Origin of the sequence: Cryobacterium sp. N22, from assembly GCF_002929555.1 — a bacterium.
Lineage (GTDB): Bacteria > Actinomycetota > Actinomycetes > Actinomycetales > Microbacteriaceae > Cryobacterium.
In genome coordinates this window covers 26,189-49,301 of sequence record NZ_PJJP01000039.1, presented here as the reverse complement: position 1 = coordinate 49,301, position 23,113 = coordinate 26,189, and the positions used below count along the sequence as shown (strand labels likewise).

Here is a 23,113-nt window from a genome sequence, read left to right as displayed (position 1 = left end):
CGAAATGAGGACCTGTGCGTAAAGTTCCCGCACTTATCGCAACCGCCGGCCTGGTGCTCGCGACCCTGACCGCCTGCAGCGCCGGCCCCGACAACGCCGACTGCACGGCTCCGGTGTCCTCCGGCGACGCGTCCAAGCTCGTGGAGGTGACGGGCAAGTTCGGTTCGGCCCCCACGGTCGACTTCCCGACCCCGCTGAAGACCGACACCACCCAGCGCAGCGAGATCATCGAGGGCACCGGACCTGGCCTCTCCGAAGGCCAGAAGGTGCAGGTCGACCTCAGCGTCTTCAACGCCACCACGGGTGACGCCATCGAGCAGAGCTCGTACGACGGCACCACCATGGCGAGTTTCGTGCTCAACGACCAGACCCTCACCGGCCTGACCGACGGTCTGCTCTGCGCCCAGGTGGGCTCCCGGGTCGCCGTCGTCGCGTCGGCGGCCGACACCTTCGGCCCGGCCGGCGGCAACGAAGACATCGGCGTCGCCGCGGACGACTCGCTCGTGTTCGTGCTCGACGTCGTCAAGGCGTACCTCACCCGCGCCGACGGCGCCGACCAGCTGCCCGTCGCCGGCCTGCCCGCCGTGGTCCTCGCGGAAGACGGCACCCCCGGCATCACCGTTCCCTCGGCCGAGCCGCCCACCGAGCTCAAGGTCGGCGTGCTCAAGAAGGGCGACGGCGAGACCGTCACCGACGGGTCGACCGTCACCGTGCACTACACCGGCGTGGTCTGGGACACCAAGGAGGTCTTCGACTCCAGCTGGGCCGCCGGGTCGCCTGCCGCGTTCGTGGCCGCCGATGGTTCCACCACCGAGGGCGGTGTGATCCCCGGCTTCGCGAACGCCCTCATCGGCCAGACCGTCGGATCCCAGATCGTCGCCGTCCTCCCGCCCGACCAGGCGTACGGCGACCAGGCGACCGACACCATCCCGGCCGGCTCCACACTGGTCTTCGTCGTGGACATCCTCGGCGTCGACTAACGGCCTCCCGGCCCGTCCCGCGTTCACCGCGGGACGGGCCGACCACCGAGTGCACCACCGATAGAATCGCGTACGTGTCGCCCACCCCAGAACAGCCGCACCCGGTCACCGTCGAGGAACGCCTCTTCAGCCTGGTCCTTGCGCTCATTGCCACCCAGATCGGCCTGACCAAGGCCGATATCCTCTCGACCGTGCAGGGTTACCGGCAACGGTTCCGGGTCGGCGGTGACAACGCCAGCCTCGAGCGTCAGTTCGAACGCGACAAGGACGACATCCGCGAACTCGGGATCCCGCTGGAAACCATCGAGTCACCCGACGACCCCGGCAGCAACCACCACCTGCGCTACCGGATCCCCAAGGGGCTGTACGACCTGCCGGCTGACATCGCGTTTTCGCCCGATGAGATCATGCTGCTCAAACTCGCCGCCGCGGTGTGGCGGGAGGGGTCCCTCTCGGCCGAGTCCCGCCGCGCCCTCACCAAGCTCAACTCTCTCGGCATCGATTCGAGCGACCCCGTGATCGGCTACGCACCGTCGCTGCGCGCCCGGGAGGCGTCCTTCGAGCCGCTCGGCAAGGCCATGGACCGCGGTCAGGTCGTCGCGTTCCTCTACCTCAAGCCGGGCGAGAGCGCGCCGCGCCGCCGGGTCATCGCCCCGCTGGCCGTGGTGCTGCACGAGGGCCGGTGGCACCTATACGGCGCCGACCAGGACGCCGGAGCCACCCGCACCTTCCTGCTCGCCAGGATCGTCGGCCCCGTGGTGACCGTGCCCGGTCGCACCATCGCGCCGGCCGAGGACGGCCAGGGTGAACGGGCCCTCGCCGAACTCGACGCGTTATGGCAGGCCCAGGTCGCACTGATCACCGTCGAACCCGGGTCGGATGCCGCGGTGCGGCTGAGCAAGCGCGGCGAGCCTGGCCCGGCCGAGGACAGCGTCGAACTGCACTACACCGACGTCAACATCCTCGCCGACGAGCTGGCCGGCTACGGACCGGAGGTCTACGTGCTTTCCCCATCCACCCTGATCGACGCCGTCCTGGACCGCCTCCGCCGGGTGCGGGACAGCCACGCCCCGCTGCCGGAGACGCCACTGCCCCGGCCGGAGGCCGCACGATGACCGCTGCCAAGCCCGCCGCATTCGGAGCGTCTGACAAGCTCACCTTCCTCCTCTCCCTCGTGCCGTTCTTGATGGACCACGACAGGGTGAGCGTGACCGCGGTGGCCGACCACTTCGGGGTCGCCCCCGAGCGGGTGCGGGATGCCGTGAACCTCATCGCGATGTCGGGGGTGCCGGGGGAGACCCGGCAGTACCTGCACGGCGACCTCTTCGACATCCAATGGGACGAATTCGAAACCAACGACAACATCGTCCTCACCCATCTGGTCGCCATCGACGATTCGCCGCGGTTCTCGGCCCGGGAGGCTGCCGCACTCATCGCTGGACTGCAATACCTCTCCGCCCTCCCGGAGAACGGCGACAGGGACGCCATCGCCACGCTGATGGCCAAGCTCACCCGCAGTTCCACGGGTGCGCCCAGCCAGCTCGCGGTGTCCCACACCGACGCCGACGTGGCGATATCGGTCATCCAGGCCGCCGTGCGCGCGGGTACCCAGGTGGAATTCGACTACCTGAACGCCCGCGGGACCGACGAGCACCGCTGCGTCGACCCGTTGCGGATCCAATCGGTCGACAGCGACTGGTATCTGCGCGGCTGGTGCCATCTGCGCGAGGCCATGCGCACCTTCCGGCTCGACCGGATGAGCAACCTGCGCTCCACGGATGTGCCCGCGGACTCCCACGATGACGGCGTCGTCCTTCCGGACACCCTGTTCCAGGGCTCCGCCGACGACCTCACCGTCACGATCGAGCTGCCCGCTGCGGCCCTGGAACTCCTCGCCGACTACGGACCCGTGCCTCACGGTCCGGCCGCCGCCGAGGGACTCTCCCGGGCCGAGGTGCGGGTATCGCACTTCCACGGCCTCAAACGACTCGTCTCCGGTCTGGCCGGCGTCGTCACCGTGGTGGACCCGGGCGCCGCCAGGCAGACCGTCGCCGACTGGGCCGCCGCCGGCGCCGCCAGGTACGAGGCGGCAGCGCAGGGCGAGCCGGCCGCCGGGGCGCCGAACTGATGCCGGTCTGGTCCTGGATCCTGATCTGGGCGCTGCTGGTCGCCGGGCTCCTCGCGATGCTGGCCTGGTTCGCCGTGCACCTGTTTCGCAAGCTGATGGCGACCTTCGGCGCCCTCGAAGACCTCGGCGACCAGCTGGCCGAACTCGACCTCGACACCGCGCTGCCGCCCACGCCGTTCTCCCCGGCCGTATTCCGGAAGCGACGCGACCTGGCCGCCGCGATCGACCAGGCGCGCATCGAGCGCGCCCACCGACGGGCGCACCGGCGGGATCTCAGGATCAACCGGGGTAAACTAATCCAACACACTCCCTACAAGCCAGAGGATCGACCCTCATGTTGAGCAATCTGACCGGATGGCATTTTCTGATCATCCTCGTCGTCATCCTGCTGTTGTTCGGCGCGCCCAAGCTGCCCGGCCTGGCCCGCAGCCTCGGCCAGTCGATGAAGATCTTCAAGAACGAGATCAAGAGCGACACCGTCGACGAGCCCGCAGACAAGACCGGCACGCCGGCGCACCCGGACTCCGCTGACGGCACGACGCGGCCCGTCGGCCCGGGCGACCAGACGAAGTCCTAACTCCCGTGGCCGTGCGCACCACCAAGCGTGCGAACCGTGCGGGCACGATGTCGCTGGGCCAGCATCTGGTCGAGCTTCGTAAGCGCCTGTTCCGCGCCGCCGCCGGCATCTTCATCGGCGCCATCGTCGGCTGGATGCTCTCCGAGGGAGTCTGGTCCGCCCTGCGCGAACCCATCTACGCCATCATCGAGGCGCAGAACCGGAACGCGCAGATCAACTACCCGGACATCACCTCCGCGTTCGACCTCAAGCTGAAGATCGCGTTTTACGTGGGCCTGGTGGTGTCCAGCCCCGTCTGGCTCTACCAGATCTTCGCGTTCCTGATGCCGGGCCTCACCCGCGGCGAGAAGAAGTACGTCTACGGCTTCGTGCTCACGGCGGTGCCGCTGTTCCTCGCCGGCTGCGCAGCCGGCTGGTACGTGCTCCCGCAGGTCGTCGGCCTCATGACGAGCTTCGCGCCTCCCGAGGACGCGGCATTCATCAACGCCCAGAACTACCTGGACTTCACCCTCAAACTGCTCGTCGCCATCGGCATCGCCTTCGTGCTGCCGGTCTTCGTGGTCCTGCTGAATTTCGCCGGGGTGATCAGCGCCTCCTCGATCATCAAGTCCTGGCGCATCGCCGTTCTGGTGATCATCCTCTTCACCGCCATCGCCACCCCGGCCGCCGACGTGATCTCGATGTTCATGCTCGCGGTGCCGATGATCCTGCTGTACTTCGCCGCGTACGGAATCGCGTACCTGCACGACAGGCGCGCCGCCCGGCGCGCTCGTGCCCTCGAACGGGAGTTGGCGCTCTAGCGCACCAGATGTCAGACCTCCAGACACCGGCCGACCGGTACACGGCAGCACGCCTGCGGGCGCAGACGCCCAAACTCGAGACCTTCCGTCGGGGCTTGCGCTTCGACCTGGATTCCTTCCAGCTTGCCGCGGGCGCCTCGCTCGAGGCGGGTAACAGCGTGCTCGTCGCCGCACCCACCGGCGCCGGCAAGACCGTCGTCGCCGAGTTCGCCATCTTCCTGGCCATGCAGCAGAAAACCGCCAAGGTCTTCTACACCGCGCCGATGAAGGCGCTGAGCAACCAGAAGTTCCAGGAGCTCGTCGCCGAGTACGGCGCAGACCAGGTGGGTCTGCTCACGGGGGACACCAACGTCAACGCCGGCGCCCGGATCGTCGTGATGACGACCGAAGTCCTCCGCAACATGCTCTACGCCGATTCCGACCTGCTCGGCAATCTCGCCTTCGTGATCATGGACGAGGTGCATTACCTGGCCGACCGTTTCCGCGGCGCGGTCTGGGAAGAGGTCATCATCCACCTGCCCCAGTCGGTGCGGATGGTGTCGCTGAGCGCGACGGTGTCCAACGCCGAGGAGTTCGGTGACTGGCTGCAGGCCGTGCGCGGCGACACCGACGTCATCGTCTCCGAGGAACGCCCGGTGCCGCTGGACCAACACGTGCTGGTCAAGAGCAAGATGCTCGACCTGTTCGATTCGTCCGGACTGGCCGCCACTCACCGGGTGAACCCTGAACTGGTCAGGCTGGCCCAGTCCGGCGGCCGCCCGCTCTCCGACAGGTCAGGCTCTGGTCGCCGTAACTCGCACCAGAGCAGGTACCACCAGCAGCGCGCGCAAGCGGAGTCCGGGCGCATGGACCGGGCCGAGATCGTGCGGATGCTCGAGGGCAAGCACCTGTTGCCCGCCATCTTCTTCATCTTCAGCCGGGTCGGCTGCGACCAGGCCGTGCGTCAGGTCCTCCGCGCCGGCGTGCGCCTCACCGACACCGCCGAGCGTGACCTGATCCGGCAGATCGTCGACGAACGATGCCGCACGCTGCTCGACGAGGACCTCGCCGTGCTCGGCTACTGGGAGTGGCTCGACGGTCTCGAACGCGGCGTGGCCGCCCACCACGCCGGCATGCTGCCCGCGTTCAAGGAAGTCGTCGAAGAACTCTTTCAAAAGAAGCTGGTCAAAGCGGTTTTTGCCACTGAGACGCTGGCGTTGGGCATCAACATGCCCGCCCGCACCGTGGTGCTCGACAAGCTCGAGAAGTTCAACGGCGAGGCGCGGGTGCCGATCACGCCGGGGGAGTACACCCAGCTCACCGGTCGCGCGGGTCGCCGCGGCATCGACGTCGAGGGGCACGCCGTCATCCAGTGGCAACAGGGACTGGACCCGCAGGCCGTCGCCTCCCTGGCGTCCCGGCGCACCTACCCGCTGAACTCCAGTTTCAAACCGACCTACAACATGGCCGTGAACCTCATCGACCAGTTCGGGCGCGAACGCACCCGGGAGGTCCTGGAGTCCTCGTTCGCGCAGTTCCAGGCCGACCGCGCCGTGGTTGACCTGGCCCGCCGGGTGCGAGCGCAGCAGAGCTCGCTCGACGGCTACGCCACCTCGATGGCCTGCCACCTCGGCGACTTCACCGAGTACTCCGGCATCCGGCGCCGCCTGTCCGACCTGGAACGGGAGAACGCGGCCGCCGATTCGAACGCGCGGGGCCGGGACCGGCGCCAGAAGGAACTGGCCGCCCTGCGGAAGCGCATGCGCGCGCACCCCTGCCACAGCTGCCCCGAACGCGAGGCCCACGCCCGCTGGGCCCAGCGGTGGTGGAAGCTGACCCGGGAGACCGAGGCGCTGACCAGCCAGATCACGGCCCGCACCGGGGCCGTCGCCCGGGTGTTCGACAGGGTCACCGACGTGCTGCTCGGCTTCGGCTACCTCCTGCCCGGCGAGGACCGCACGGTCACGCTGAGCGAGAGCGGGCGCATCCTGCGCCGCATCTACGCCGACCGGGACCTGCTCGTGGCCGAGTCACTGCGCCGTGGCCTCTGGAACTCCCTCGACGCGCCGAGCCTGGCCGCGATGGCCTGCGCCCTGGTGTTCGAACCCCGCCGCGACGAGGGCTTGACCGACGAACGGTTCCTGCCCAAGGGCCCGTTCCGGCCCGCCCTGGACGCCACCCAGATCCTGTGGAGCCAGCTCGACGACCTCGAACGCGACCACAAGCTGCCCGGCAGCAATCCCCTCGCGGGCGGCCTGAGCCTGGCCATGTGGAAATGGGCGCGCGGGGATTCGCTCGGCCTGGTGCTTGAGGAGGCCGAGATGGCCGCGGGTGACTTCGTGCGCTGGACCAAGCAGACCATCGACCTGCTCGACCAGCTCTCGCTCGTCGCGGACGGCCCCGTCGGTCGCACGGCGCGGGTGGCGATGGACTCCATCCGGCGCGGCATCGTCGCCTATTCCTCGGTCGCATAGGCTGTTGAGGTGAAGACCGGCATACTCCGAGGCACCGGCCTGCCCCTGTGGGCGGCGATTCTGCTTGCCGCCGGCGCCGGCGCCATCCTGGACGGCGGATTCCCGGATCGTGACTGGTGGATCCTGGCTCCGATCGGTGTGGCGTTGATGTTCCTGGCCCTGCTGGGCCGTGGGCCCTGGACAGGCCTCCTGGTCGGCCTGGTGGCCGGCCTGTCGTTCTGGCTCATTCACATCAGCTGGCTCACCCTGTACCTCGGGCCGGTGCCCTGGCTGGCCCTGGCCGGACTCGAGGCGCTCTTCTTCGGCGTCGGCCTGGCGCTGACCGCGGTGGTGCTGAATATCGGTCCGCGGGTCTGGCCGTCGGTCGCCGGCCGGATCGGTGTGCTCCCGGTCGTCGTGGCGGGGCTGTGGACGGCTCGGGAAGCGATTTCCGCGGTGTGGCCGTACGGCGGATTCGCGTGGGGCCGAGTCGCCATCTCCCAATCCGAGAGCCCGTTCAACGGGCTCATCGCCTGGGTGGGCATGTCGGGTCTGAGTTTCGTGATCGTCTGGCTCAGCGCCCTGACCGTGCAGCTCTGCCGGGAGCCGGGGGTACGCGTCGGGGCCAGGTCCGCGACAGCGGTGGCCGCGGTCGCCCTGTTGCTGGCGTTCCCGGCGTGGCCGACCCTGCAGAGCGGCACGGCCCGGATCGCTGCCGTGCAAGGCGCCTCCGACGCCGGCCTGTTCGCGCAGAACGCGCCTGGCCAGATCCTGAACGACCACGTCTCGGCGACCCTGCCGCTGGTGGGGGAGCCGGTAGACTTCGTCGTCTGGCCGGAGAACGGGATCGACGTCGACCCGCTCAGGTCCGCAGACTCGGCACGGGTGGCCGATTACATCAGCCGGGCCATGAATGCTCCGCTGATCGCCGGAACCATCACCGAGCGGAACGGCAAGTACTACAACACGTCGTTGCTCTGGAAGGCCGGCGAAGGTGCCGTCGACCTCTACGACAAGGTGCACCCGGTTCCCTTCGCGGAGTACATGCCGGACCGGGCCTTCTGGCGGCCCTTCGCGCCCGAGCTCATCGACCTCGTCTCCCGGGACTACGAGATCGGCACCAGGGACAATGTCTTCGACATCGACGGCATCATCGCGGGAATCGCCATCTGCTTCGACATCGCCGATGACCAGCTCGTGCACGAGATGATCGACGACGACGCCGAGATCATCCTGGCCCAGACCAACAACGCTGACTTCGGTCGCACCGATGAGTCGGTGCAGCAGCTGGCGATAGCACGGCTCCGCGCGATCGAGGCCGGTCGCACCGTGGTGAACATTTCGACCGTCGGGACGAGCGCGATCATCACGCCCGACGGCCAGACCCTCGACAGCCTGCCCACCTGGGTGTCCGGCGCGATGGTCGAGACCGTTCCGCTGAGCGACTCGAATACTCCGGCGATGACGGCGGGCCGGGCCCTGGAATGGTTCGTCTCCGGCCTCGGCTTGGCGGGGGTGCTGTTCTGCGTCGTCTCGGCCCGAGCCCTCGGGCTCTCCGAGACCGGTCCCCGGCTGTCGGCCGGCCCCGTGGCTGCTGACCGCGCGAGGATACGCAAACGGCGCCGGGGTTAGCCGACGCCGTCAGGTGTGGGTGCGGGAGCCAGGCTGCCCGCTGAGGTGGCTAAGCGCCGACTTTCTGGCCCCGACGCTGACGCAGGACCGCGAGGCGTTCCTCCAGCAGCTCTTCGAGCTCGGCCCGGGTGCGACGCTCCAGGAGCATGTCCCAGTGGGTGCGGGCGATTTTTTCGTCGGAGTGGTCAACGACCACTGGCTTCGAATCAACCAACCGGGTTGCGGTCTGGGAGCAGAAACGGCACTCCCATTCGTCTGGTGCCTCTGCTTCGGCGGAGAAAATCATCACCGTCTCGCGTTCGCACGTTGCACACAAATACGTGTGACTGACGCGTGGGGAAAAGGTCACGCCCTCTTCGCTCTGCAGGCTCTGCGAACCCAACCTCATGCCACGCAAACTACGATCTGCCATCGTGTGGTCTCCTCTCGCGATGCATTCCTAGTTCTAAACCATCAAGCTGTGCGTTATCTTTCCGTTACCGCCTATCTCCCGGGGATCTCTCAGAAACCGGGTCTGTCTGGTGTGGATTCTCTGCCCTTGACGAGGTGGGCGGCGAGGTCGCAGCGGTCGGTGACGAGGCCGTCGACGCCCAGTGCCAGCAGCCGGGCCATCAGGGCCGGGTCATTGACCGTCCACACGTGCACCTCCACGCCGATTGCATGCATTCGGCGGATCACGCGGGGGGTGACGATGCGCAGCCGACCCGCCCGCAGCGGCACTTGGATGGCGTCGACCCCGCGCAGGATGCGGGGGAGCGCCCAGTGCTGCCGGAGGCCCACAGCGGCGAGCATCAGGGCGATCCCCTGGGCAGAGGCCGATGTCGTCGCTCCGGGCACGGCCCGGAGCACCCGACGGCGCCGGCTCTCAGAAAACGAGGTGAGGAGCACCCGGCGGGAGGCGGCGGCCGCCCGGATGGCGCGCGCGGCCGGCAGCACGGCGTCGGCGGACTTGATGTCGATGTTGAACCTCGCCTCCGGGAACGCGGCCAACGCCTCCGCGAGGGAACAATAGGTCTGACCCGCACCGAGGTCGACCCGGCTGAGCTGGGCCATCGTGAGCGCGTTCACGGCCGGTCCGTCGTTCGGCAGGACAGGGTCGTGGCTGATCACGGCGATGCCGTCGCTGCTGGCGTGCACGTCGGTTTCGAGGTGTGTTGCCCCGCCGAGGATGGCCTGCAGAAAGGCGAGCAGGGTGTTTTCCGGCGCCTGGGTGCTGAGCCCGCGGTGCGCGAGGATGCGCGGCCCCGGCGGGGACAGGAAGGTAGACGGTTCAGCGCTCATGTCCGGGCCCCGGTGTTTCTGGGAGTGCCCCCGACGGTTCGGCTGCGGCGGCGCCCGGGTGAGAACCTGGAACCGCGTTCGGGCCGAAGGCCCTGCCGATGCCTTTCATCGCCTCGGTCAGCTCGCTCGGCACGATCCAGAGCTTGTTCGCCGTGCCGTCCGCCAGCTTCGGCAGGGTCTGCAAGTACTGGTAGGCGAGCAGCTTCGGGTCGGGGTCGCCATCGTGGATGGCCTTGAAGACCGTGGTGATGGCCTCCGCCTCTCCCTGGGCCCGCAGCACGGCAGCCTTGGCCTGGCCTTCGGCTTGCAGGATCGAGGCCTGACGCGCTCCCTCCGCCGTGAGGATGGCGGACTGCTTGGTGCCCTCGGCCGTGAGGATCAGCGCCCGGCGGTCTCGTTCGGCGCGCATCTGCTTCTCCATCGAGTCCTGAATCGAATGCGGCGGGTCGATGGCCTTCAGCTCCACCCGGCCGACCCTGATGCCCCACTTTCCGGTGGCCTCATCCAGCACGATCCGCAGTTGCCCGTTGATGTTGTCCCGGCTGGTCAGCGCCTCCTCGAGGTTGAGCCCGCCGACCACATTGCGCAGCGTGGTCGTCGTGAGCTGCTCGACCGCGCCGAGGTAGTTGGCGATCTCATAGGTCGCCGCGCGGGCATCCGTCACCTGGAAGTAGACGACCGTGTCGATGGACACCACCAGGTTGTCCTCGGTGATCACCGGCTGCGGGGGAAAGGAGACCACCTGTTCGCGCATGTCGATGAGCGGTCGCACCCTGTCGACGAACGGCACCAGGATGTTGAGTCCGGGCATCAGGGTCTTGTGGTACTTGCCGAGGCGTTCGACGACACCGGCACTGGCCTGGGGAATGATGCGGATGGTGCGCACGAGCACCACCACGACGAAGACCAGCACGACGATGATGAGGACCAGCACGAAGATCTGGAGCAGGAGTTGATCGAGATTTGGCACGTCAATCGGTCCTTTCCTCGGGGACGACAACAGCTGTGGAACCCTCGATGGCCGACACCAGCACCCGTTCGCCGGGATCGATGCGGGTCTGGACCCGGTCGGGGGAGAGGCCGGCCGTCCAGGTCTCGCCGTTGTCGAGCCTGACCAGACCGCCCAACTCGGTGATCGTGGAGGACACCCGCCCGCCCATGCCGATCAGCGCGGCCACGTTGCTGGGCGGTACCGACGCCGCGCCCTTGGCCATCAGCCGCAACAGCACCGGGCGGATCAGCAGCAGCAGCAACACCGAGACGGCGCCGGCGACGAGGATCTGCACCCACCAGTCCCAGCCGAGCAGGTTCGCGCCCAGCCCGGCGAGACTGCCGACGGCGATCATCAGGAAGGTGAAATCCAGGGTGAGCAGCTCGATGATGACGCAGACCAGGATGAACACCAGCCATACGATCCACAGGTAGTCCGTCAAATCCACCATGTCGCCGCCCCTCTTAGCGTCGCTTGCAGATGACGCTAGCACTTGGAGGTGTTGGGCATGTTGGTAGTGTTTATCCCCGTGAGCACACCATCGATGAATCCCCTCCAGCCCGGCAGCCTCTCGGGAAAGCGCATCCTCGTCACGGGCTCGTCCCGGGGGATCGGAGCCGACACCGTCGCCTACTTCGCCGAAGCCGGCGCGAAGGTCGTCATCAACTACCGGAACAAGGAAGCACGCGCCACCAAGCTGGCCGATGCCATCCGCGCCGCCGGCGGAACCGCCATCACCGTGGCCGCTGACCTCACCGACGCTGAGTCCGTCTCGGCGATGTTCGACACCATCCGCGCCGAGTACGGCGGACTCGACATCCTCGTGATGAATGCCTCCGGAGGCATGGAGTCCGGCATGGCCGAGGACTACGCCATGCAGCTGAACCGCGACGCCCAGGTCAACCTGCTCACCGCGGCAGTGCCGCTGCTCAGCGACGGCGCCCGCGTGGTCTTCATCACGAGCCACCAGGCGCACTTCGTCGACACCGCGTCGAACGTCGCGGTCTACGAGCCGGTCGCCCGCAGCAAGCGCGCCGGCGAAGACGCCCTGCGCGCCGTCATCCCCGAACTGGCCGAGGCCGGCATCGGCTTCGTCGTCGTCTCCGGCGACATGATCCAGGGCACCATCACGGCCGTCCTGCTCGAACGCGCGAACCCCGGAGCCATCAGCGCCCGCCAGGATTCCGCCGGCAAGCTCTACAACGTCAGCGAGTTCGCCGCCGAGATCGTTCTCGCCGCCGTCGAGCCGGTGCCGGCGAACAACACCCGCTACGTCGGCGACACCTCGGACTTCACCAGCTAGATCTGCTCACCCGGCGGTGGCGGTGACGCCGCGTCCGAAGGTGAACGCCCGCACGAGCTGCACGAGTCCCGAAATGATCAGCATGATGCCGCCGATCGTGACGAGAACGCCGATGGTCTGCACCGGCGCGAACAGCACGATCAGGCCCGCCAGGATGCCGACCACGCCGAGCAGGATTCCGGGCCAGCGGCTGGAGTCCGTGGTGTACTCCACCAGTGCCGCCACCCCCTCGACGATCCAGACGATGCCGACCACCAGTCCGAGAACGGCCAAGGACCCCTCGGGGTTCCGGAGCGCCAGGATGCCCAGGATCAGCACCAGCACGCCGAGAACGATGTTGAGCACCCGGCCCCCGGCGGCCGACCCGGTGCTGGCCACCCCGCGCACGATCCGGACGACCCCGCTGACCACGAAGTACAGCCCGAACAGCACGGCGATGACCGCGAGGGTGGCCTCGGTCCAGACCAGCAGGATCGTCCCGATACCGATCGCCACCACGGCACTGACCGCGAAGGCCACCCGGATGCCGCTGATCTCCCGCCGGCTCAGCTGCCGGGGGTCGATGGCGATGGCGAAGACTGCACTGGCGGGTCCGACGGTGTTGGGCATGCCGACAACCTAATCCGAAGCCGCCCGCACGGCTACGCGCAGCGCACCCGGCACTGAAACTGCCCGGTGACAACGGAGATCCTCACGTATGCTCGAAGCTGGTCGGCTGCAGAGCCACGGCACCCCCTTTTTGGAGACACGATGAACGCTTCAGCCCCGACGGCCCCGTCGTCGTCCATCCAGGTTGCGGACAGCCACGACCTGATCCGGGTGCAGGGTGCCCGGGAGAACAACCTCAAGGACATCAGCGTCGAAATCCCCAAACGCCGCCTGACGGTGTTCACCGGCGTCTCCGGCTCCGGCAAGAGCTCGCTGGTCTTCAGCACCATCGCCGCGGAGTCGCAGCGGATGATCAACGAGACCTACAGCGCCTTCCTGCAGGGCTTCATGCCGTCGCTGGCCCGGCCGGATGTGGACCTGCTCAGCGGGTTGACCACCGCGATCATCGTGGACCAGGAGCGGATGGGCGCCAACGCCCGGTCGACGGTCGGCACCGCCACCGACGCCAACGCGCTGCTGCGCATCCTGTTCAGCCGGCTCGGCCAGCCCTACCTCGGCGGGCCACAGGCGTTCTCCTTCAACGTCGCCTCGATCTCTGGCGCGGGCGCGGTGACCATAGAGAAGGGCGGCACCACCACCAAGGAGCGCCGCAGCTTCAGCATCACTGGCGGCATGTGCCCGCGGTGCGAGGGCATGGGCAAGATCAACGACATCGACCTGACCCAGCTGTACGACGACTCCAAGTCGCTGAACCAGGGCGCACTCACCATCCCCGGCTATACCGCTGACGGCTGGGGAGTGAAGATCTTCACCGGCTCCGGCTTCCTCAACGCCGACAAGCCGATCCGTGACTACACCACGAAGGAACAGCACGACTTCCTCTACAAGGAGCCGGTCAAGGTGAAGGTCGGCGACATCAACATGACCTACGAGGGCCTGATCCCCAAGGTGCAGAAGTCGTTCCTGGCCAAGGACCGCGAGGCCATGCAGCCGCACATCCGCGCCTTCGTGGACCGCGCCGTCACCTTCGCGACCTGCCCGGACTGCGGCGGCACCCGCTTGAGCGAGGGAGCACGGTCGTCGCGGATCGACGGCGTGAACATCGCCGACGCCTGCGCCATGCAGATCAGCGACCTCGCCGATTGGGTGCGCACCATCGACGACCCGACAGTGGCTCCGCTGCTGGCGGCACTGCAGCACCTGTTCGACTCGTTCACCGAGATCGGCCTGGGCTACCTCTCGCTCGACCGGCCGGCCGGCACCCTGTCCGGTGGTGAGGCGCAGCGCACCAAGCTGATCCGGCACCTCGGCTCGTCGCTCACCGACGTGACCTATGTCTTCGACGAACCCACCATCGGGCTGCACCCGCACGACATCCAACGAATGAACGAGCTGCTGCTGCGGCTGCGGGACAAGGGCAACACCGTACTCGTGGTGGAGCACAAGCCGGAGATGATCGCCATCGCCGACCACGTCATCGATCTGGGCCCCGGTGCCGGCACGGCGGGCGGATCGGTCTGCTACGAGGGAACTCTCGAGGGCCTCCGGGCCAGCGACACCCTCACCGGCCGCCACCTCGACTACCGCGCCAGGGTCAAGGAGAGCGTGCGCACACCCGCCGGGGCCCTGCAGATCCGCGGCGCGACCGCGCACAACCTGCAAGATGTCGACGTCGACATCCCCCTGGGAGTCCTCGTGGTCATCACCGGCGTGGCCGGTTCGGGCAAGAGCTCGCTCGTGCACGGCTCCGTCCCGGCCGGCGCCGGCGTGGTGTCGATCGACCAGGGCGCGATCCGCGGCTCGCGGCGGAGCAACCCGGCTACCTACACGGGAATGCTCGAGCCGATCCGCAAGGCCTTCGCAAAGGCCAACGGCGTCAAGCCCGCCCTGTTCAGTTCCAACTCCGAGGGCGCCTGCCCGAACTGCAACGGTGCCGGCGTGATCTTCACCGACCTGGGCCCGATGGCGACGGTCTCGACCACCTGCGAGGTGTGTGAGGGCAAACGGTTCGACGCCTCCGTGCTGGAATACCGGCTCGGTGGCCGCGACATCAGTGAGGTTCTCGCGATGTCGGTGACCGAGGCCGAGGTGTTCTTCGGCGCCGGCGAGGCCCGCACACCGGCCGCGCACGCCATCCTGGTAGGCCTGGCCGACGTGGGGCTCGGCTATCTCAGCCTGGGTCAGCCGCTGACGACGCTGTCCGGGGGAGAGCGGCAGCGGTTGAAGCTGGCCACCCACCTCTCGGAGAAGGGCGGCGTGTACGTTCTCGACGAGCCGACCACGGGCCTGCACCTCGCCGACGTCGAACAGCTTCTCGCCCTGCTCGACAGGCTGGTGGACTCCGGCAAGTCGGTCATCGTCGTCGAACACCACCAGGCGGTGATGGCCCACGCGGACTGGATCATCGACCTGGGTCCCGGCGCCGGCCACGACGGCGGCCTGATCGTGTTCGAGGGAACACCCGCCGACCTCGTCGCGGCACGATCCACCCTCACAGGCCAGCACCTCGCGGCATACGTCGGCGCCTGACCCGAATTACCGAGACGAGCTGCGGTTCTGCTGAGAAAAGCTGATTTCTTGACATAACATGCAGATTGGCGCGCTGAGCGGCTCGAAAGGGGTGCGTCAACGAAGCGCCCGACCGTCGCCGGCACAGCCGGCCAGCCGGCCACCGGGCCACATGCGACCATGTCCGGTGTGCCGACTTATGCCCGGCGCCCGGCAGACGCCGACGTGCGGGCCGGCGCCGTCACGGAGCCAGCCGGCGTGTTCGAACGTCGGAGCGGCCCGGTCCCGGCCATCTTCCCGGCCATTTTCCCGCTACCGTTATGTGACCGATAATGCACATTATGTCAACAAACAGAGATCGGGGCCGGGATCAACCCCGGGTTGAGGGTTTCACAGCTCCTCGGCGATCTGCCTGATAACCGCCAGCCGGCGGTCCCACTCGGCACCGATGCGGTCCAGCCGCCGCGCCGCATCGCTGAGTTGTGTGCCGATCACCCGGTAGCGCAGTTCAAGGCCGGCGCCCGCAACACTCAGTCCGGCGCGCCCTCGTCCGGCCTACGGCGCATGACCATGCCGAATTCATTGACCGGTTCGAACGCGTCCCGGTCCCAGGCGCCCGGGTGCGGAATCGGACAGTTCAGCACGGTGTCGTGCGCCGAGTGTTCGATGGTGTGCTCGGTCATCGGGCGGCCGCACACCGGGCACTGGGCCAGCCCGGTCGTCTCCGCCGCGTCGTAGGTGCCCACGGGCGGGGAGTCGAAGGCTGGCCGGAGCCGGTCCTCCACCCAGTCGAACAACCGGTTGGCGCCTCGGCGGTGAGCCTGGGCCGAGGATTTCTCATTCTGGACCATGGCCACAGCGTACGCCCCTGCAACGCCCCCGGCCAAGGAACGCCAACCGTGCCGCTATTCTTCGCCGAAACCGGTCTCGATCAGGTCGGCCAGGGCGTCCACCGCCGCCCGCGATCGTTCGTCGGGCCCGGAGATCTCCACGCTCATCCCCCGGGTCAGCCCGAGCGACATGATGCCCAGCAGGCTGTGGGCGTCCTTGCCGTTGACGGTGACTTCAGCGTCGAATCCACTGGCGAGTTTCACGAAGTCCGCCGCGGGCCTGGCGTGCAGCCCGTCCCGGTTTCGCAACGTCACCGTACGGCTGACCGGACGCGCCGCGCCCTCGGCACCGTCTGCGCCCGCCGGTTCGGACGGCGCAGCCTCTGTCGGGGCTGACCCGCCGCCCTGTGCCGACTCGGCCGCCGCGAGTACGGCCGCGAGGTCTCCCCCGATCTCGGCCGTGACGGCGGCCGCCACACCGCCCTCCACGAGCGGCGCGTCGGCGATGCGCACCCGGGCCCGCACCTCGTCGTCGAGGAAATCCACCGCGGTCTCCGCGGTCAGGATGGCCGAGCCCAGGTCGCAGAGCAACACGACGCCGCCACCGTGGTCGGCCTCCGCGATGCCTGCCGCGATCTTGTCGAAACTCGTGCCGATTCCGCCGTCATCCATTCCGCCCGCGGCCACCAGGGCGACGTTCGGGGCCATCTGGCGGGCCAGCGTCACCAGACCGGAGGCGATCTCGCCGCTGTGCGAGACGAACACCACGCCTACCAGGGGCTCAGGAGCGTCCGGGTCAGTCACGTTCGGGTCAGTCACAATCAGCTCAGCCACAATCAGGACTGTGCGGCCGCATCGGCGCCGCAGCGGAGGATGAGCGCCGTCGACTGAGCGCCGGGATCGCGATGGCCGATGGCTCGCTCCCCCAGGTAACTCGCCCGGCCCTTCCGCGCCACCCAGGGTTCGGTCGCAACGGCGCCGGCCTCGGCAGCGTCTGCGGCGGCGGCCAGGATCAGGCTGGGGCTGGCCCCGGCGGCTTCGGCCTCGACGGCCGCCTCCACTGCCGGGGTCCAGGCATCCACCATGGTCTTGTCACCGGATTCGGCCTTGCCGCGCAGCACGATGCCGTCCCGCCCGGCCGTCAGCAGGGCGACGACGGCCGGGCCGTCCAGTTCGGCGGCCCCGCTCACGGCGGCGGCGGCCTTGAGGTACGCGGTGCCATAGAGCGGACCGGCCGCACCGCCGACGGTCGAAATGAGCGTCGCCGCGAGAGCCTTGAGCAGTTCACCAGGAGTTTCCACGTCAGCCAACGCCTCGAGCTTGGGCAGGACGGCCTGGAAGCCCCTGTCCATGTTCTCGCCGTGATCACCGTCGCCGATCTCGCGGTCGAGGGTGTTCAGCTCGGCGCGGTGCTCAGAGAGAACCTTCGCGCTGCTCCTGATCCAGGCCTGGGCCCATGCGACGTCTACGCTCATTCGGTCTTCCCTACTTTCCCCACCGCAGTGCGGCCGTGTGCACCGGAGCATCCCACAGGGCGGTCAACTCATCGTCGAGTTTGAGAACCGTGATCGACATGCCCTGCATCTCCAGTGATGTTGTGAAATTGCCGACGAGCGTGCGTGTCACCTCGATGCCTCGCTCGGCGAGAACTTCGGCGGCCCGTCGAAATACAATGTACAGCTCAACCTGGGGCGTCCCGCCCATTCCGTTGACGAAGAGCAGGACCTTGTCCCCGGATGCGTAGGGGATGTCGTCCAGGATCGGTCCGAGGATCCGGTCGACGATCGCATCGGCCGGTTCGAGCTTGATCCGCTCACGCCCGGGCTCGCCGTGGATCCCGATGCCGATCTCGATCTCGTCGTCGGCGAGGGTGAAGCTGGGCTCCCCGGCGTGGGGCACGACGCACGGCGTGAGCGCCACGCCCATCGAGCGCACCTGGCCGATCACCTTCTCGGCGACGGTCGCCACGGCGGTCAGGTCGTCACCGCGTTCGGCGGCCGCACCGGCGATCTTCTCCACGAGCACGGTGCCGGCCACTCCCCTGCGCCCCGCGGTGTACAGCGAGTCCTTCACGGCGACGTCGTCGTTGACGATCACCGTGCGCACCTCGATCTCATCGGCCTCGGCCAGATCCGCCGCGGTCTCGAAGTTCAGCACGTCGCCTGTGTAGTTCTTCACGATGTGCAGCACCCCGGCTCCCCCGTCGACGGCCTTGGTGGCGGCCAGGATCGGGTCGGGGGTCGGCGACGTGAACACGGCGCCCGGCACCGCCGCATCCAGCATGCCGAACCCGACGAAACCACCGTGCAGGGGCTCGTGCCCGCTGCCACCGCCGCTGACGATGCCGACCTTTCCCGCCACCGGCGCGTCCGCACGCACGATGAACACGGGGTCCAGGGAAACACGCACGATATCCGCGTGCGCCGCACCGAAACCGGCGACGGCTTCGTCGACAACGTTCTTCGGGTCGTTGACAAGCTTTTTCATGACCATTCCTTCGTTTCGTCGGGATCGATCGGCGCAGGCTTCAGCGCCGGGCACGTAACTGTGCTCCCTGCACAACCTACGCGCTGCCATCGGTCTGGGTAAGAGGCAGATGATGCTGCCCACCGGGACTATTTCGCTCGCGCCCCGCCCGCGCTATGGTGACTGCGAAATCGCTCACCGCGAAGGGATTGCTCCGGTACAGCCGGCATCTCGATTCTTACGAGAAAGGTCATCGTGGACAATATCGGTCTTGTATTTTTGTCGGAGGTGCTGGGCACAGGGATGCTCATCCTCCTTGGTTGTGGTGTCGTGGCCAACGTGGCCCTGACGAAGAATAAGGGTTTCGGCGGCGGGTTCCTCATGGTGACCTTCGGCTGGGCCTTCGCGGTCTTCGCCGGTGTCACGGTGGCATACAACTCAGGCGCACACCTCAACCCGGCCGTCACCCTCGGCCTCGTCGCCTCTGGCGCCACCGAATTCGGCCTCGGCGTCCCGGTGAACTTCCTGTCCGTGCTCGTTTATCTGGCCGGCGAGTTCCTCGGTGCCTTCCTCGGCGCCGTCGTGTGCTGGCTGGCCTACAAGCAGCACTACGACGAGGAGCCCGAGCCCGCCAACAAGCTCGGAACCTTCTCGACCGGGCCGGCCATCCGCTCGTACGGCTGGAACCTGGTCACCGAGATCATCGGCACCTTCGTGCTGGTCTTCGTGGTGATCGCATTCGGCGGCGGCCGTCAGGGCGAGAGCGGCGGTCTCGCTGCGCTGGGGGCGCTGCCCGTTGCGCTGCTGGTTCTCGTCATCGGCGTCTCGCTCGGTGGCCCCACCGGGTACGCCATCAACCCGGCCCGTGACCTCAGCCCCCGGATCGCGCACTTCATCCTGCCGATCAAGGGCAAGGGCTCCTCGGACTGGGCCTACTCCTGGGTTCCCGTTGTCGGACCCGTCATCGGCGGAGTCCTGGCGGGCTGGGCGTCGCTGGTCTGGCTGCCGGTCATCGCGTAACCGTGGCAGGCCGGTCCCTCCACGGACCGGCCTGCTTCGCTGTGCAACACACCACCTAAAAACCGCCAGACGGTTTTATAGTCTGTTCAAGCCACCACGCAACGTACAAGGAGGTACACCATGGCTAAGTATGTACTCGCCATCGATCAGGGCACCACGAGCTCTCGCGCCATCATCTTCGACCACGCCGGATCCATCGTCTCGACCGGACAACTCGAGCACGAGCAGATCTTCCCCCGCGCCGGCTGGGTGGAACACGACCCGATGGAGATCTGGGACAACACCCGTGAGGTGATCGGCCAAGCGCTCTCCAAGGCCAACCTCACCCGGCACGACATCGCCGCGGTCGGCATCACCAACCAGCGCGAAACCGCAGTGGTCTGGGACCGCACCACCGGCAAGCCCGTCTATAACGCCATTGTCTGGCAGGACACCCGCACCCAGCCGATCGTCGACCGGCTCGCCGCCGACGGCGGCGTGGAGCGGTTCAAGCAGAAGGTGGGCCTGCCGCTGGCGACCTACTTCTCCGGTACCAAGATCGTCTGGATCCTCGAGAACGTTGAGGGTGCCCGGGCCAAGGCCGAGGCCGGCGACCTGATGTTCGGCACCACGGACTCGTGGGTGCTCTGGAACCTCACCGGGGGCCTGGAGGGCGGCGTACACGCCACCGACGTCACCAACGCCAGCAGGACCCTGTTCATGGACCTGGAGACGCTGCAGTGGGATGACGAGATCCTGCGCATCTTCAATGTGCCGAAGTCGATGCTGCCCGAAATCAAGTCCTCGAGCGAGGTCTACGGCACGGTCAACGAGCACAGCCTGTTGCGCGAGGTGCCGATCGCGGGCATCCTCGGCGACCAGCAGGCCGCCACGTTCGGCCAGGCCGCCTTCGACCAGGGCGAGGCGAAGAACACCTACGGCACCGGTAACTTCCTGATCTTCAACACCGGCACCGAGATCATCCACTCCAAGAACGGCCTGCTGACCACACTGGGTTACAAGCTCGGCGACGCCGAACCGCACTACGCCCTGGAGGGGTCGATCGCCGTCACCGGCGCCCTGGTGCAGTGGCTGCGCGACAACCTGGGCATGATCACCTCCTCGGAGGAGATCGAGAAGCTCGCCGCCACGGTCGACGACAACGGCGGTGCGTATTTCGTGCCGGCCTTCAGCGGCCTGTTCGCGCCGTACTGGCGCTCGGATGCCCGCGGCGCCCTGGTCGGCCTGACCCGGTTCGTCAACAAGGGCCACATCGCCCGGGCGGCGCTGGAGGCCACGGCCTTCCAGACCCGCGAGGTGCTCGATGCGGTGAATGCCGACTCCGGGGTGCCGCTGACCGAACTCAAGGTCGACGGCGGCATGATCAAGAACAACCTGCTCATGCAGTTCCAGGCCGACATCATCGGTGTGCCCGTGGTGCGTCCGGTCGTCGCCGAAACCACCGCGCTCGGCGCAGCCTACGCGGCGGGCCTCGCGGTCGGCTTCTGGAGCACCCTGGACGAGCTGCGGTCGCAGTGGCAGGAAGACAGCCGCTGGACGCCGAAGTTGAGCGAGGAGGAAAGCGCCCGCCAGCTGCGCAACTGGAAGAAGGCCGTCACCAAGACCTTCGACTGGGTCGACGAGGACGTGCTCTAACCGTCAGAACCTCCAGCTGAAGCCGCCGCCGCCGGTTGCGCAGCCCCGCACACCTGCGGGGCTGCGCAACCGGATAGCCCGGCAGGTCAGGCGCGGCTGGCCTGCACCCAGTCAGCGAGCTTTGCGGTTCCCGCGCCGGAGTCGATGGCCTGCCCTGCCACGGCCAGTTTCGCCCGAAACCGGTCCAGGATGCTGACCTGCGACTGCGCGGGATCGTGAGCGAGGTCGTAGGCGACCAGGCCCGCTGCCGCGTTCAGGAGCACGATGTCCCGCACCGGTCCGTGCTCACCGGCGAGGACCGAGTGCACCACTTTGGCGTTGTGTTCCGGCGAACCGCCGATCAGTTGGCTCATGGTCGCCCGCGGGATGCCGAGATCGCGCGGATCGATGTCGTGCTCGGTGACCAGACCCCTGGACACCTCCCAGACGTGACTGTGACCCGTCGTGGTCAGCTCATCGAGGCCATCGTCACCGCGGAACACCAGTGCCGACGCGCCGCGGGTCTGGAAAACCCCGACGAACAGCGGGACCCTGTCGAGGTTGGCCACACCGACCGCGGATGCTTCCGGGCGGGCAGGGTTGACCAGAGGGCCGAGGAAGTTGAACACCGTGGGGATGCCCAGCTCGGCCCGAACGGCGGCGGCGTGCCGGAAACCGGGGTGGAACGCCGCTGCGTAGGCGAAGGTGATGCCGGTGGCGGCCAGGATCGAGGCCACGACGTCGGCCGACAGGGTCAGGTCGATACCCAGCGCGGCGAGCACGTCTGACGAACCCGATGCGGAACTGGCCGCCCGATTGCCGTGTTTGATCACCGGCACGCCGGACGCCGCACACACTATCGATGCCATGGTCGAGACGTTCACGGTGCCGAACCGGTCTCCCCCGGTGCCGACGATGTCCAGCCCCATCGAGTTGACGTTCAGCGGAACGGCGTGGTCGAGGATCGCGTCCCGGAAACCGACGATCTCATCCACGGTCTCGCCCTTGGCGCGCAACGCCACCAGGAAGCCGGCGAGCTGGGCCGGAGTGGCCTCACCGAGCATGATGCGTTCCATGCTCCAGGCCGCATCGGCGACGCTCAGGTCCTCTCTACGCAGAAGGGCATCGAGAACGGCGGGCCAAGACTGGGATTCGAGCATGGCCCAATCTTAAGCGCCGGCGCTCCCCCGGCCGGCATTTCGGCACCGAGAGCCTGTGGTTGGGGAGGCCATTTTTCACATTAGGGTCTTATGGCACTTCACCTTGAGAAAAACCTGTGGAGGAATCGGTCATAATGGAGGAGTGACGACGACCTCAATTTCTCCCCGGGCGACCATTCCCGTAGTTAACAGGCCCAACAGCGTGGCGGTTGGCACCATTGTCTGGCTGGGTAGCGAGGTCATGTTCTTCGCTGGCCTCTTCGCCATCTACTTCACCTTGCGGTCCACCTCCCCGGAGCTGTGGCAGTTCGAGACGGAAAAGCACAACTTCGTCTTCGCCCTGGTGAACACCCTGGTCCTGGTCTCCTCCTCGATCACCTGCCAGTTCGGCGTGTTCGCCGCCGAGCGCCTGCAGGCCAGGTCCACGGGCTGGAAGCCCAGCCAGTGGGGCATGGTCGAGTGGTTCTTCCTCACCTATGCGCTCGGCGCCATCTTCGTCTCCGGCCAGGTCCTGGAGTACGCGACCCTCGTGTCGGAAGGCGTCACACTCGCCTCCAACGCTTACGGCTCGGCGTTCTACCTCACCACCGGATTCCACGGCATCCACGTGACCGCCGGACTCATTGCCTTCCTCCTCGTGATCGGTCGCGGTTTCGCGGTCAAGAACTTCGGTCACAAGGAAGCCACCAGCGCCATCGTGGTCTCGTACTACTGGCATTTCGTCGACGTCGTGTGGATCGGGCTCTTCCTGGTCATCTACGTTCTCAAATAACAAGCAGGAG

23 protein-coding genes are annotated in these 23,113 nt (G+C 67.6%); 13 read left to right on the top strand and 10 right to left on the bottom strand.

All coding sequences use genetic code 11. From position 1 onward, the window contains the following. Positions 1-14 precede the first annotated feature (14 nt). From CXY76_RS15655 to lnt, 8 genes are all read left to right on the top strand, one after another. The gene (locus CXY76_RS15655) at positions 15-980 is read left to right on the top strand and encodes an FKBP-type peptidyl-prolyl cis-trans isomerase (RefSeq protein ID WP_104166193.1); all 966 of its coding nucleotides are present in this window, start codon (positions 15-17) and stop codon (positions 978-980) included. A 74-nt stretch (positions 981-1,054) separates the two neighbouring features. Further along, on the top strand, positions 1,055-2,095 hold the full coding sequence (locus CXY76_RS15650) for a YafY family protein (protein WP_104166192.1): 1,041 nt from the start codon (positions 1,055-1,057) through the stop codon (positions 2,093-2,095). Further along, a complete protein-coding gene (locus CXY76_RS15645) occupies positions 2,092-3,108 on the top strand; it encodes a YafY family protein (RefSeq protein ID WP_104166190.1) in 1,017 nt (338 codons plus the stop codon). The genes CXY76_RS15650 and CXY76_RS15645 overlap by 4 nt, the downstream gene beginning before the upstream one ends. After that, positions 3,108-3,449: a hypothetical protein gene (locus CXY76_RS15640; RefSeq protein ID WP_104166188.1), complete on the top strand. Its 342-nt coding sequence runs from the start codon at positions 3,108-3,110 to the stop codon at positions 3,447-3,449. The genes CXY76_RS15645 and CXY76_RS15640 overlap by 1 nt, the downstream gene beginning before the upstream one ends. After that, positions 3,443-3,685, top strand: coding sequence for a twin-arginine translocase TatA/TatE family subunit (gene tatA / locus CXY76_RS15635; protein ID WP_104166186.1), 243 nt, complete (start codon positions 3,443-3,445; stop codon positions 3,683-3,685). Before CXY76_RS15640 ends, tatA begins: the two co-directional genes overlap by 7 nt. 5 nt (positions 3,686-3,690) lie before the next feature. Then, positions 3,691-4,485, top strand: a complete 795-nt coding sequence (gene tatC, locus CXY76_RS15630) for a twin-arginine translocase subunit TatC (protein WP_369826162.1) — start codon at positions 3,691-3,693, stop codon at positions 4,483-4,485. An 8-nt stretch (positions 4,486-4,493) separates the two neighbouring features. Continuing rightward, complete coding sequence (locus CXY76_RS15625) at positions 4,494-6,938, top strand: RNA helicase (RefSeq protein WP_104166183.1); 2,445 nt, start codon at positions 4,494-4,496, stop codon at positions 6,936-6,938. A 9-nt stretch (positions 6,939-6,947) separates the two neighbouring features. Next, the gene (gene lnt / locus CXY76_RS15620) at positions 6,948-8,549 is read left to right on the top strand and encodes an apolipoprotein N-acyltransferase (protein ID WP_233199941.1); all 1,602 of its coding nucleotides are present in this window, start codon (positions 6,948-6,950) and stop codon (positions 8,547-8,549) included. 49 nt (positions 8,550-8,598) lie between these two features. Here the strand turns inward: lnt and CXY76_RS15615 are convergent, their stop codons facing one another. From CXY76_RS15615 to CXY76_RS15600, 4 genes are all read right to left on the bottom strand, one after another. Then, positions 8,599-8,961 (bottom strand): RNA polymerase-binding protein RbpA, encoded by a 363-nt coding sequence (locus CXY76_RS15615; RefSeq protein ID WP_088456196.1) that lies wholly within the window; start codon positions 8,959-8,961, stop codon positions 8,599-8,601. Between the two features lie 89 nt (positions 8,962-9,050). Further along, positions 9,051-9,830: a glycerophosphodiester phosphodiesterase family protein gene (locus CXY76_RS15610; RefSeq protein ID WP_104166181.1), complete on the bottom strand. Its 780-nt coding sequence runs from the start codon at positions 9,828-9,830 to the stop codon at positions 9,051-9,053. Further along, on the bottom strand, positions 9,820-10,800 hold the full coding sequence (locus CXY76_RS15605) for an SPFH domain-containing protein (RefSeq protein ID WP_104166179.1): 981 nt from the start codon (positions 10,798-10,800) through the stop codon (positions 9,820-9,822). Before CXY76_RS15605 ends, CXY76_RS15610 begins: the two co-directional genes overlap by 11 nt. A 1-nt stretch (position 10,801) precedes the next feature. Then, positions 10,802-11,272: an NfeD family protein gene (locus CXY76_RS15600; protein WP_104166177.1), complete on the bottom strand. Its 471-nt coding sequence runs from the start codon at positions 11,270-11,272 to the stop codon at positions 10,802-10,804. A 57-nt stretch (positions 11,273-11,329) separates the two neighbouring features. Here CXY76_RS15600 and CXY76_RS15595 point away from each other — a divergent pair, with 57 nt between their 5' ends. After that, the gene (locus CXY76_RS15595; RefSeq protein WP_233199939.1) at positions 11,330-12,124 is read left to right on the top strand and encodes an SDR family oxidoreductase; all 795 of its coding nucleotides are present in this window, start codon (positions 11,330-11,332) and stop codon (positions 12,122-12,124) included. Between the two features lie 6 nt (positions 12,125-12,130). Here CXY76_RS15595 and CXY76_RS15590 read toward each other — a convergent pair whose 3' ends face one another. Then, positions 12,131-12,733, bottom strand: a complete 603-nt coding sequence (locus CXY76_RS15590) for an HdeD family acid-resistance protein (protein ID WP_104166175.1) — start codon at positions 12,731-12,733, stop codon at positions 12,131-12,133. Between the two features lie 141 nt (positions 12,734-12,874). Between CXY76_RS15590 and CXY76_RS15585 the strand changes: the two genes are divergently transcribed. Further along, positions 12,875-15,262 (top strand): excinuclease ABC subunit UvrA, encoded by a 2,388-nt coding sequence (locus CXY76_RS15585; protein WP_104166173.1) that lies wholly within the window; start codon positions 12,875-12,877, stop codon positions 15,260-15,262. 509 nt (positions 15,263-15,771) lie between these two features. On the opposite strand, the gene CXY76_RS15575 is transcribed toward CXY76_RS15585, so the two are convergent. From CXY76_RS15575 to dhaK, 4 genes are read right to left on the bottom strand one after another with little or no spacing between them, the layout of a single operon-like run. Continuing rightward, the gene (locus CXY76_RS15575; protein WP_104166171.1) at positions 15,772-16,092 is read right to left on the bottom strand and encodes a hypothetical protein; all 321 of its coding nucleotides are present in this window, start codon (positions 16,090-16,092) and stop codon (positions 15,772-15,774) included. 54 nt (positions 16,093-16,146) lie between these two features. Further along, on the bottom strand, positions 16,147-16,905 hold the full coding sequence (gene dhaM / locus CXY76_RS15570; protein ID WP_233199937.1) for a dihydroxyacetone kinase phosphoryl donor subunit DhaM: 759 nt from the start codon (positions 16,903-16,905) through the stop codon (positions 16,147-16,149). Positions 16,906-16,907: 2 nt separating this feature from the next. Further along, positions 16,908-17,546, bottom strand: coding sequence for a dihydroxyacetone kinase subunit DhaL (dhaL, locus tag CXY76_RS15565; protein ID WP_104166169.1), 639 nt, complete (start codon positions 17,544-17,546; stop codon positions 16,908-16,910). 10 nt (positions 17,547-17,556) lie between these two features. Next, positions 17,557-18,558: a dihydroxyacetone kinase subunit DhaK gene (dhaK, locus tag CXY76_RS15560; protein ID WP_104166167.1), complete on the bottom strand. Its 1,002-nt coding sequence runs from the start codon at positions 18,556-18,558 to the stop codon at positions 17,557-17,559. Positions 18,559-18,840: 282 nt separating this feature from the next. Between dhaK and CXY76_RS15555 the strand changes: the two genes are divergently transcribed. Together CXY76_RS15555 and glpK are read left to right on the top strand one after the other, a co-directional pair. Then, complete coding sequence (locus CXY76_RS15555) at positions 18,841-19,557, top strand: MIP/aquaporin family protein (protein ID WP_233200055.1); 717 nt, start codon at positions 18,841-18,843, stop codon at positions 19,555-19,557. A gap of 120 nt (positions 19,558-19,677) precedes the next feature. Then, the gene (glpK, locus tag CXY76_RS15550; RefSeq protein WP_104166163.1) at positions 19,678-21,192 is read left to right on the top strand and encodes a glycerol kinase GlpK; all 1,515 of its coding nucleotides are present in this window, start codon (positions 19,678-19,680) and stop codon (positions 21,190-21,192) included. An 86-nt stretch (positions 21,193-21,278) separates the two neighbouring features. Here glpK and trpD read toward each other — a convergent pair whose 3' ends face one another. Continuing rightward, on the bottom strand, positions 21,279-22,331 hold the full coding sequence (gene trpD, locus CXY76_RS15545) for an anthranilate phosphoribosyltransferase (RefSeq protein ID WP_104166161.1): 1,053 nt from the start codon (positions 22,329-22,331) through the stop codon (positions 21,279-21,281). 142 nt (positions 22,332-22,473) lie between these two features. On the opposite strand from trpD, the gene CXY76_RS15540 reads away from it, so the two are divergent. Beyond that, on the top strand, positions 22,474-23,103 hold the full coding sequence (locus CXY76_RS15540) for a heme-copper oxidase subunit III (protein WP_369826161.1): 630 nt from the start codon (positions 22,474-22,476) through the stop codon (positions 23,101-23,103). Positions 23,104-23,113: the final 10 nt, after the last annotated feature.

Coding starts and splice junctions, on each gene's coding strand:
- CXY76_RS15615 (WP_088456196.1), bottom strand. CDS start 8,961: ATGGCAGATCGTAGTTTGCGTGGCATGAGGTTGGGTTCGCAGAGCCTG.
- CXY76_RS15610 (WP_104166181.1), bottom strand. CDS start 9,830: ATGAGCGCTGAACCGTCTACCTTCCTGTCCCCGCCGGGGCCGCGCATC.
- CXY76_RS15590 (WP_104166175.1), bottom strand. CDS start 12,733: ATGCCCAACACCGTCGGACCCGCCAGTGCAGTCTTCGCCATCGCCATC.
- CXY76_RS15600 (WP_104166177.1), bottom strand. CDS start 11,272: ATGGTGGATTTGACGGACTACCTGTGGATCGTATGGCTGGTGTTCATC.
- CXY76_RS15555 (WP_233200055.1), top strand. CDS start 18,841: ATGCTCATCCTCCTTGGTTGTGGTGTCGTGGCCAACGTGGCCCTGACG.
- CXY76_RS15645 (WP_104166190.1), top strand. CDS start 2,092: ATGACCGCTGCCAAGCCCGCCGCATTCGGAGCGTCTGACAAGCTCACC.
- glpK (WP_104166163.1), top strand. CDS start 19,678: ATGGCTAAGTATGTACTCGCCATCGATCAGGGCACCACGAGCTCTCGC.
- CXY76_RS15585 (WP_104166173.1), top strand. CDS start 12,875: ATGAACGCTTCAGCCCCGACGGCCCCGTCGTCGTCCATCCAGGTTGCG.
- trpD (WP_104166161.1), bottom strand. CDS start 22,331: ATGCTCGAATCCCAGTCTTGGCCCGCCGTTCTCGATGCCCTTCTGCGT.
- dhaK (WP_104166167.1), bottom strand. CDS start 18,558: ATGAAAAAGCTTGTCAACGACCCGAAGAACGTTGTCGACGAAGCCGTC.
- CXY76_RS15640 (WP_104166188.1), top strand. CDS start 3,108: ATGCCGGTCTGGTCCTGGATCCTGATCTGGGCGCTGCTGGTCGCCGGG.
- tatA (WP_104166186.1), top strand. CDS start 3,443: ATGTTGAGCAATCTGACCGGATGGCATTTTCTGATCATCCTCGTCGTC.
- CXY76_RS15625 (WP_104166183.1), top strand. CDS start 4,494: ATGTCAGACCTCCAGACACCGGCCGACCGGTACACGGCAGCACGCCTG.
- CXY76_RS15595 (WP_233199939.1), top strand. CDS start 11,330: ATGTTGGTAGTGTTTATCCCCGTGAGCACACCATCGATGAATCCCCTC.
- CXY76_RS15575 (WP_104166171.1), bottom strand. CDS start 16,092: ATGGTCCAGAATGAGAAATCCTCGGCCCAGGCTCACCGCCGAGGCGCC.
- dhaL (WP_104166169.1), bottom strand. CDS start 17,546: ATGAGCGTAGACGTCGCATGGGCCCAGGCCTGGATCAGGAGCAGCGCG.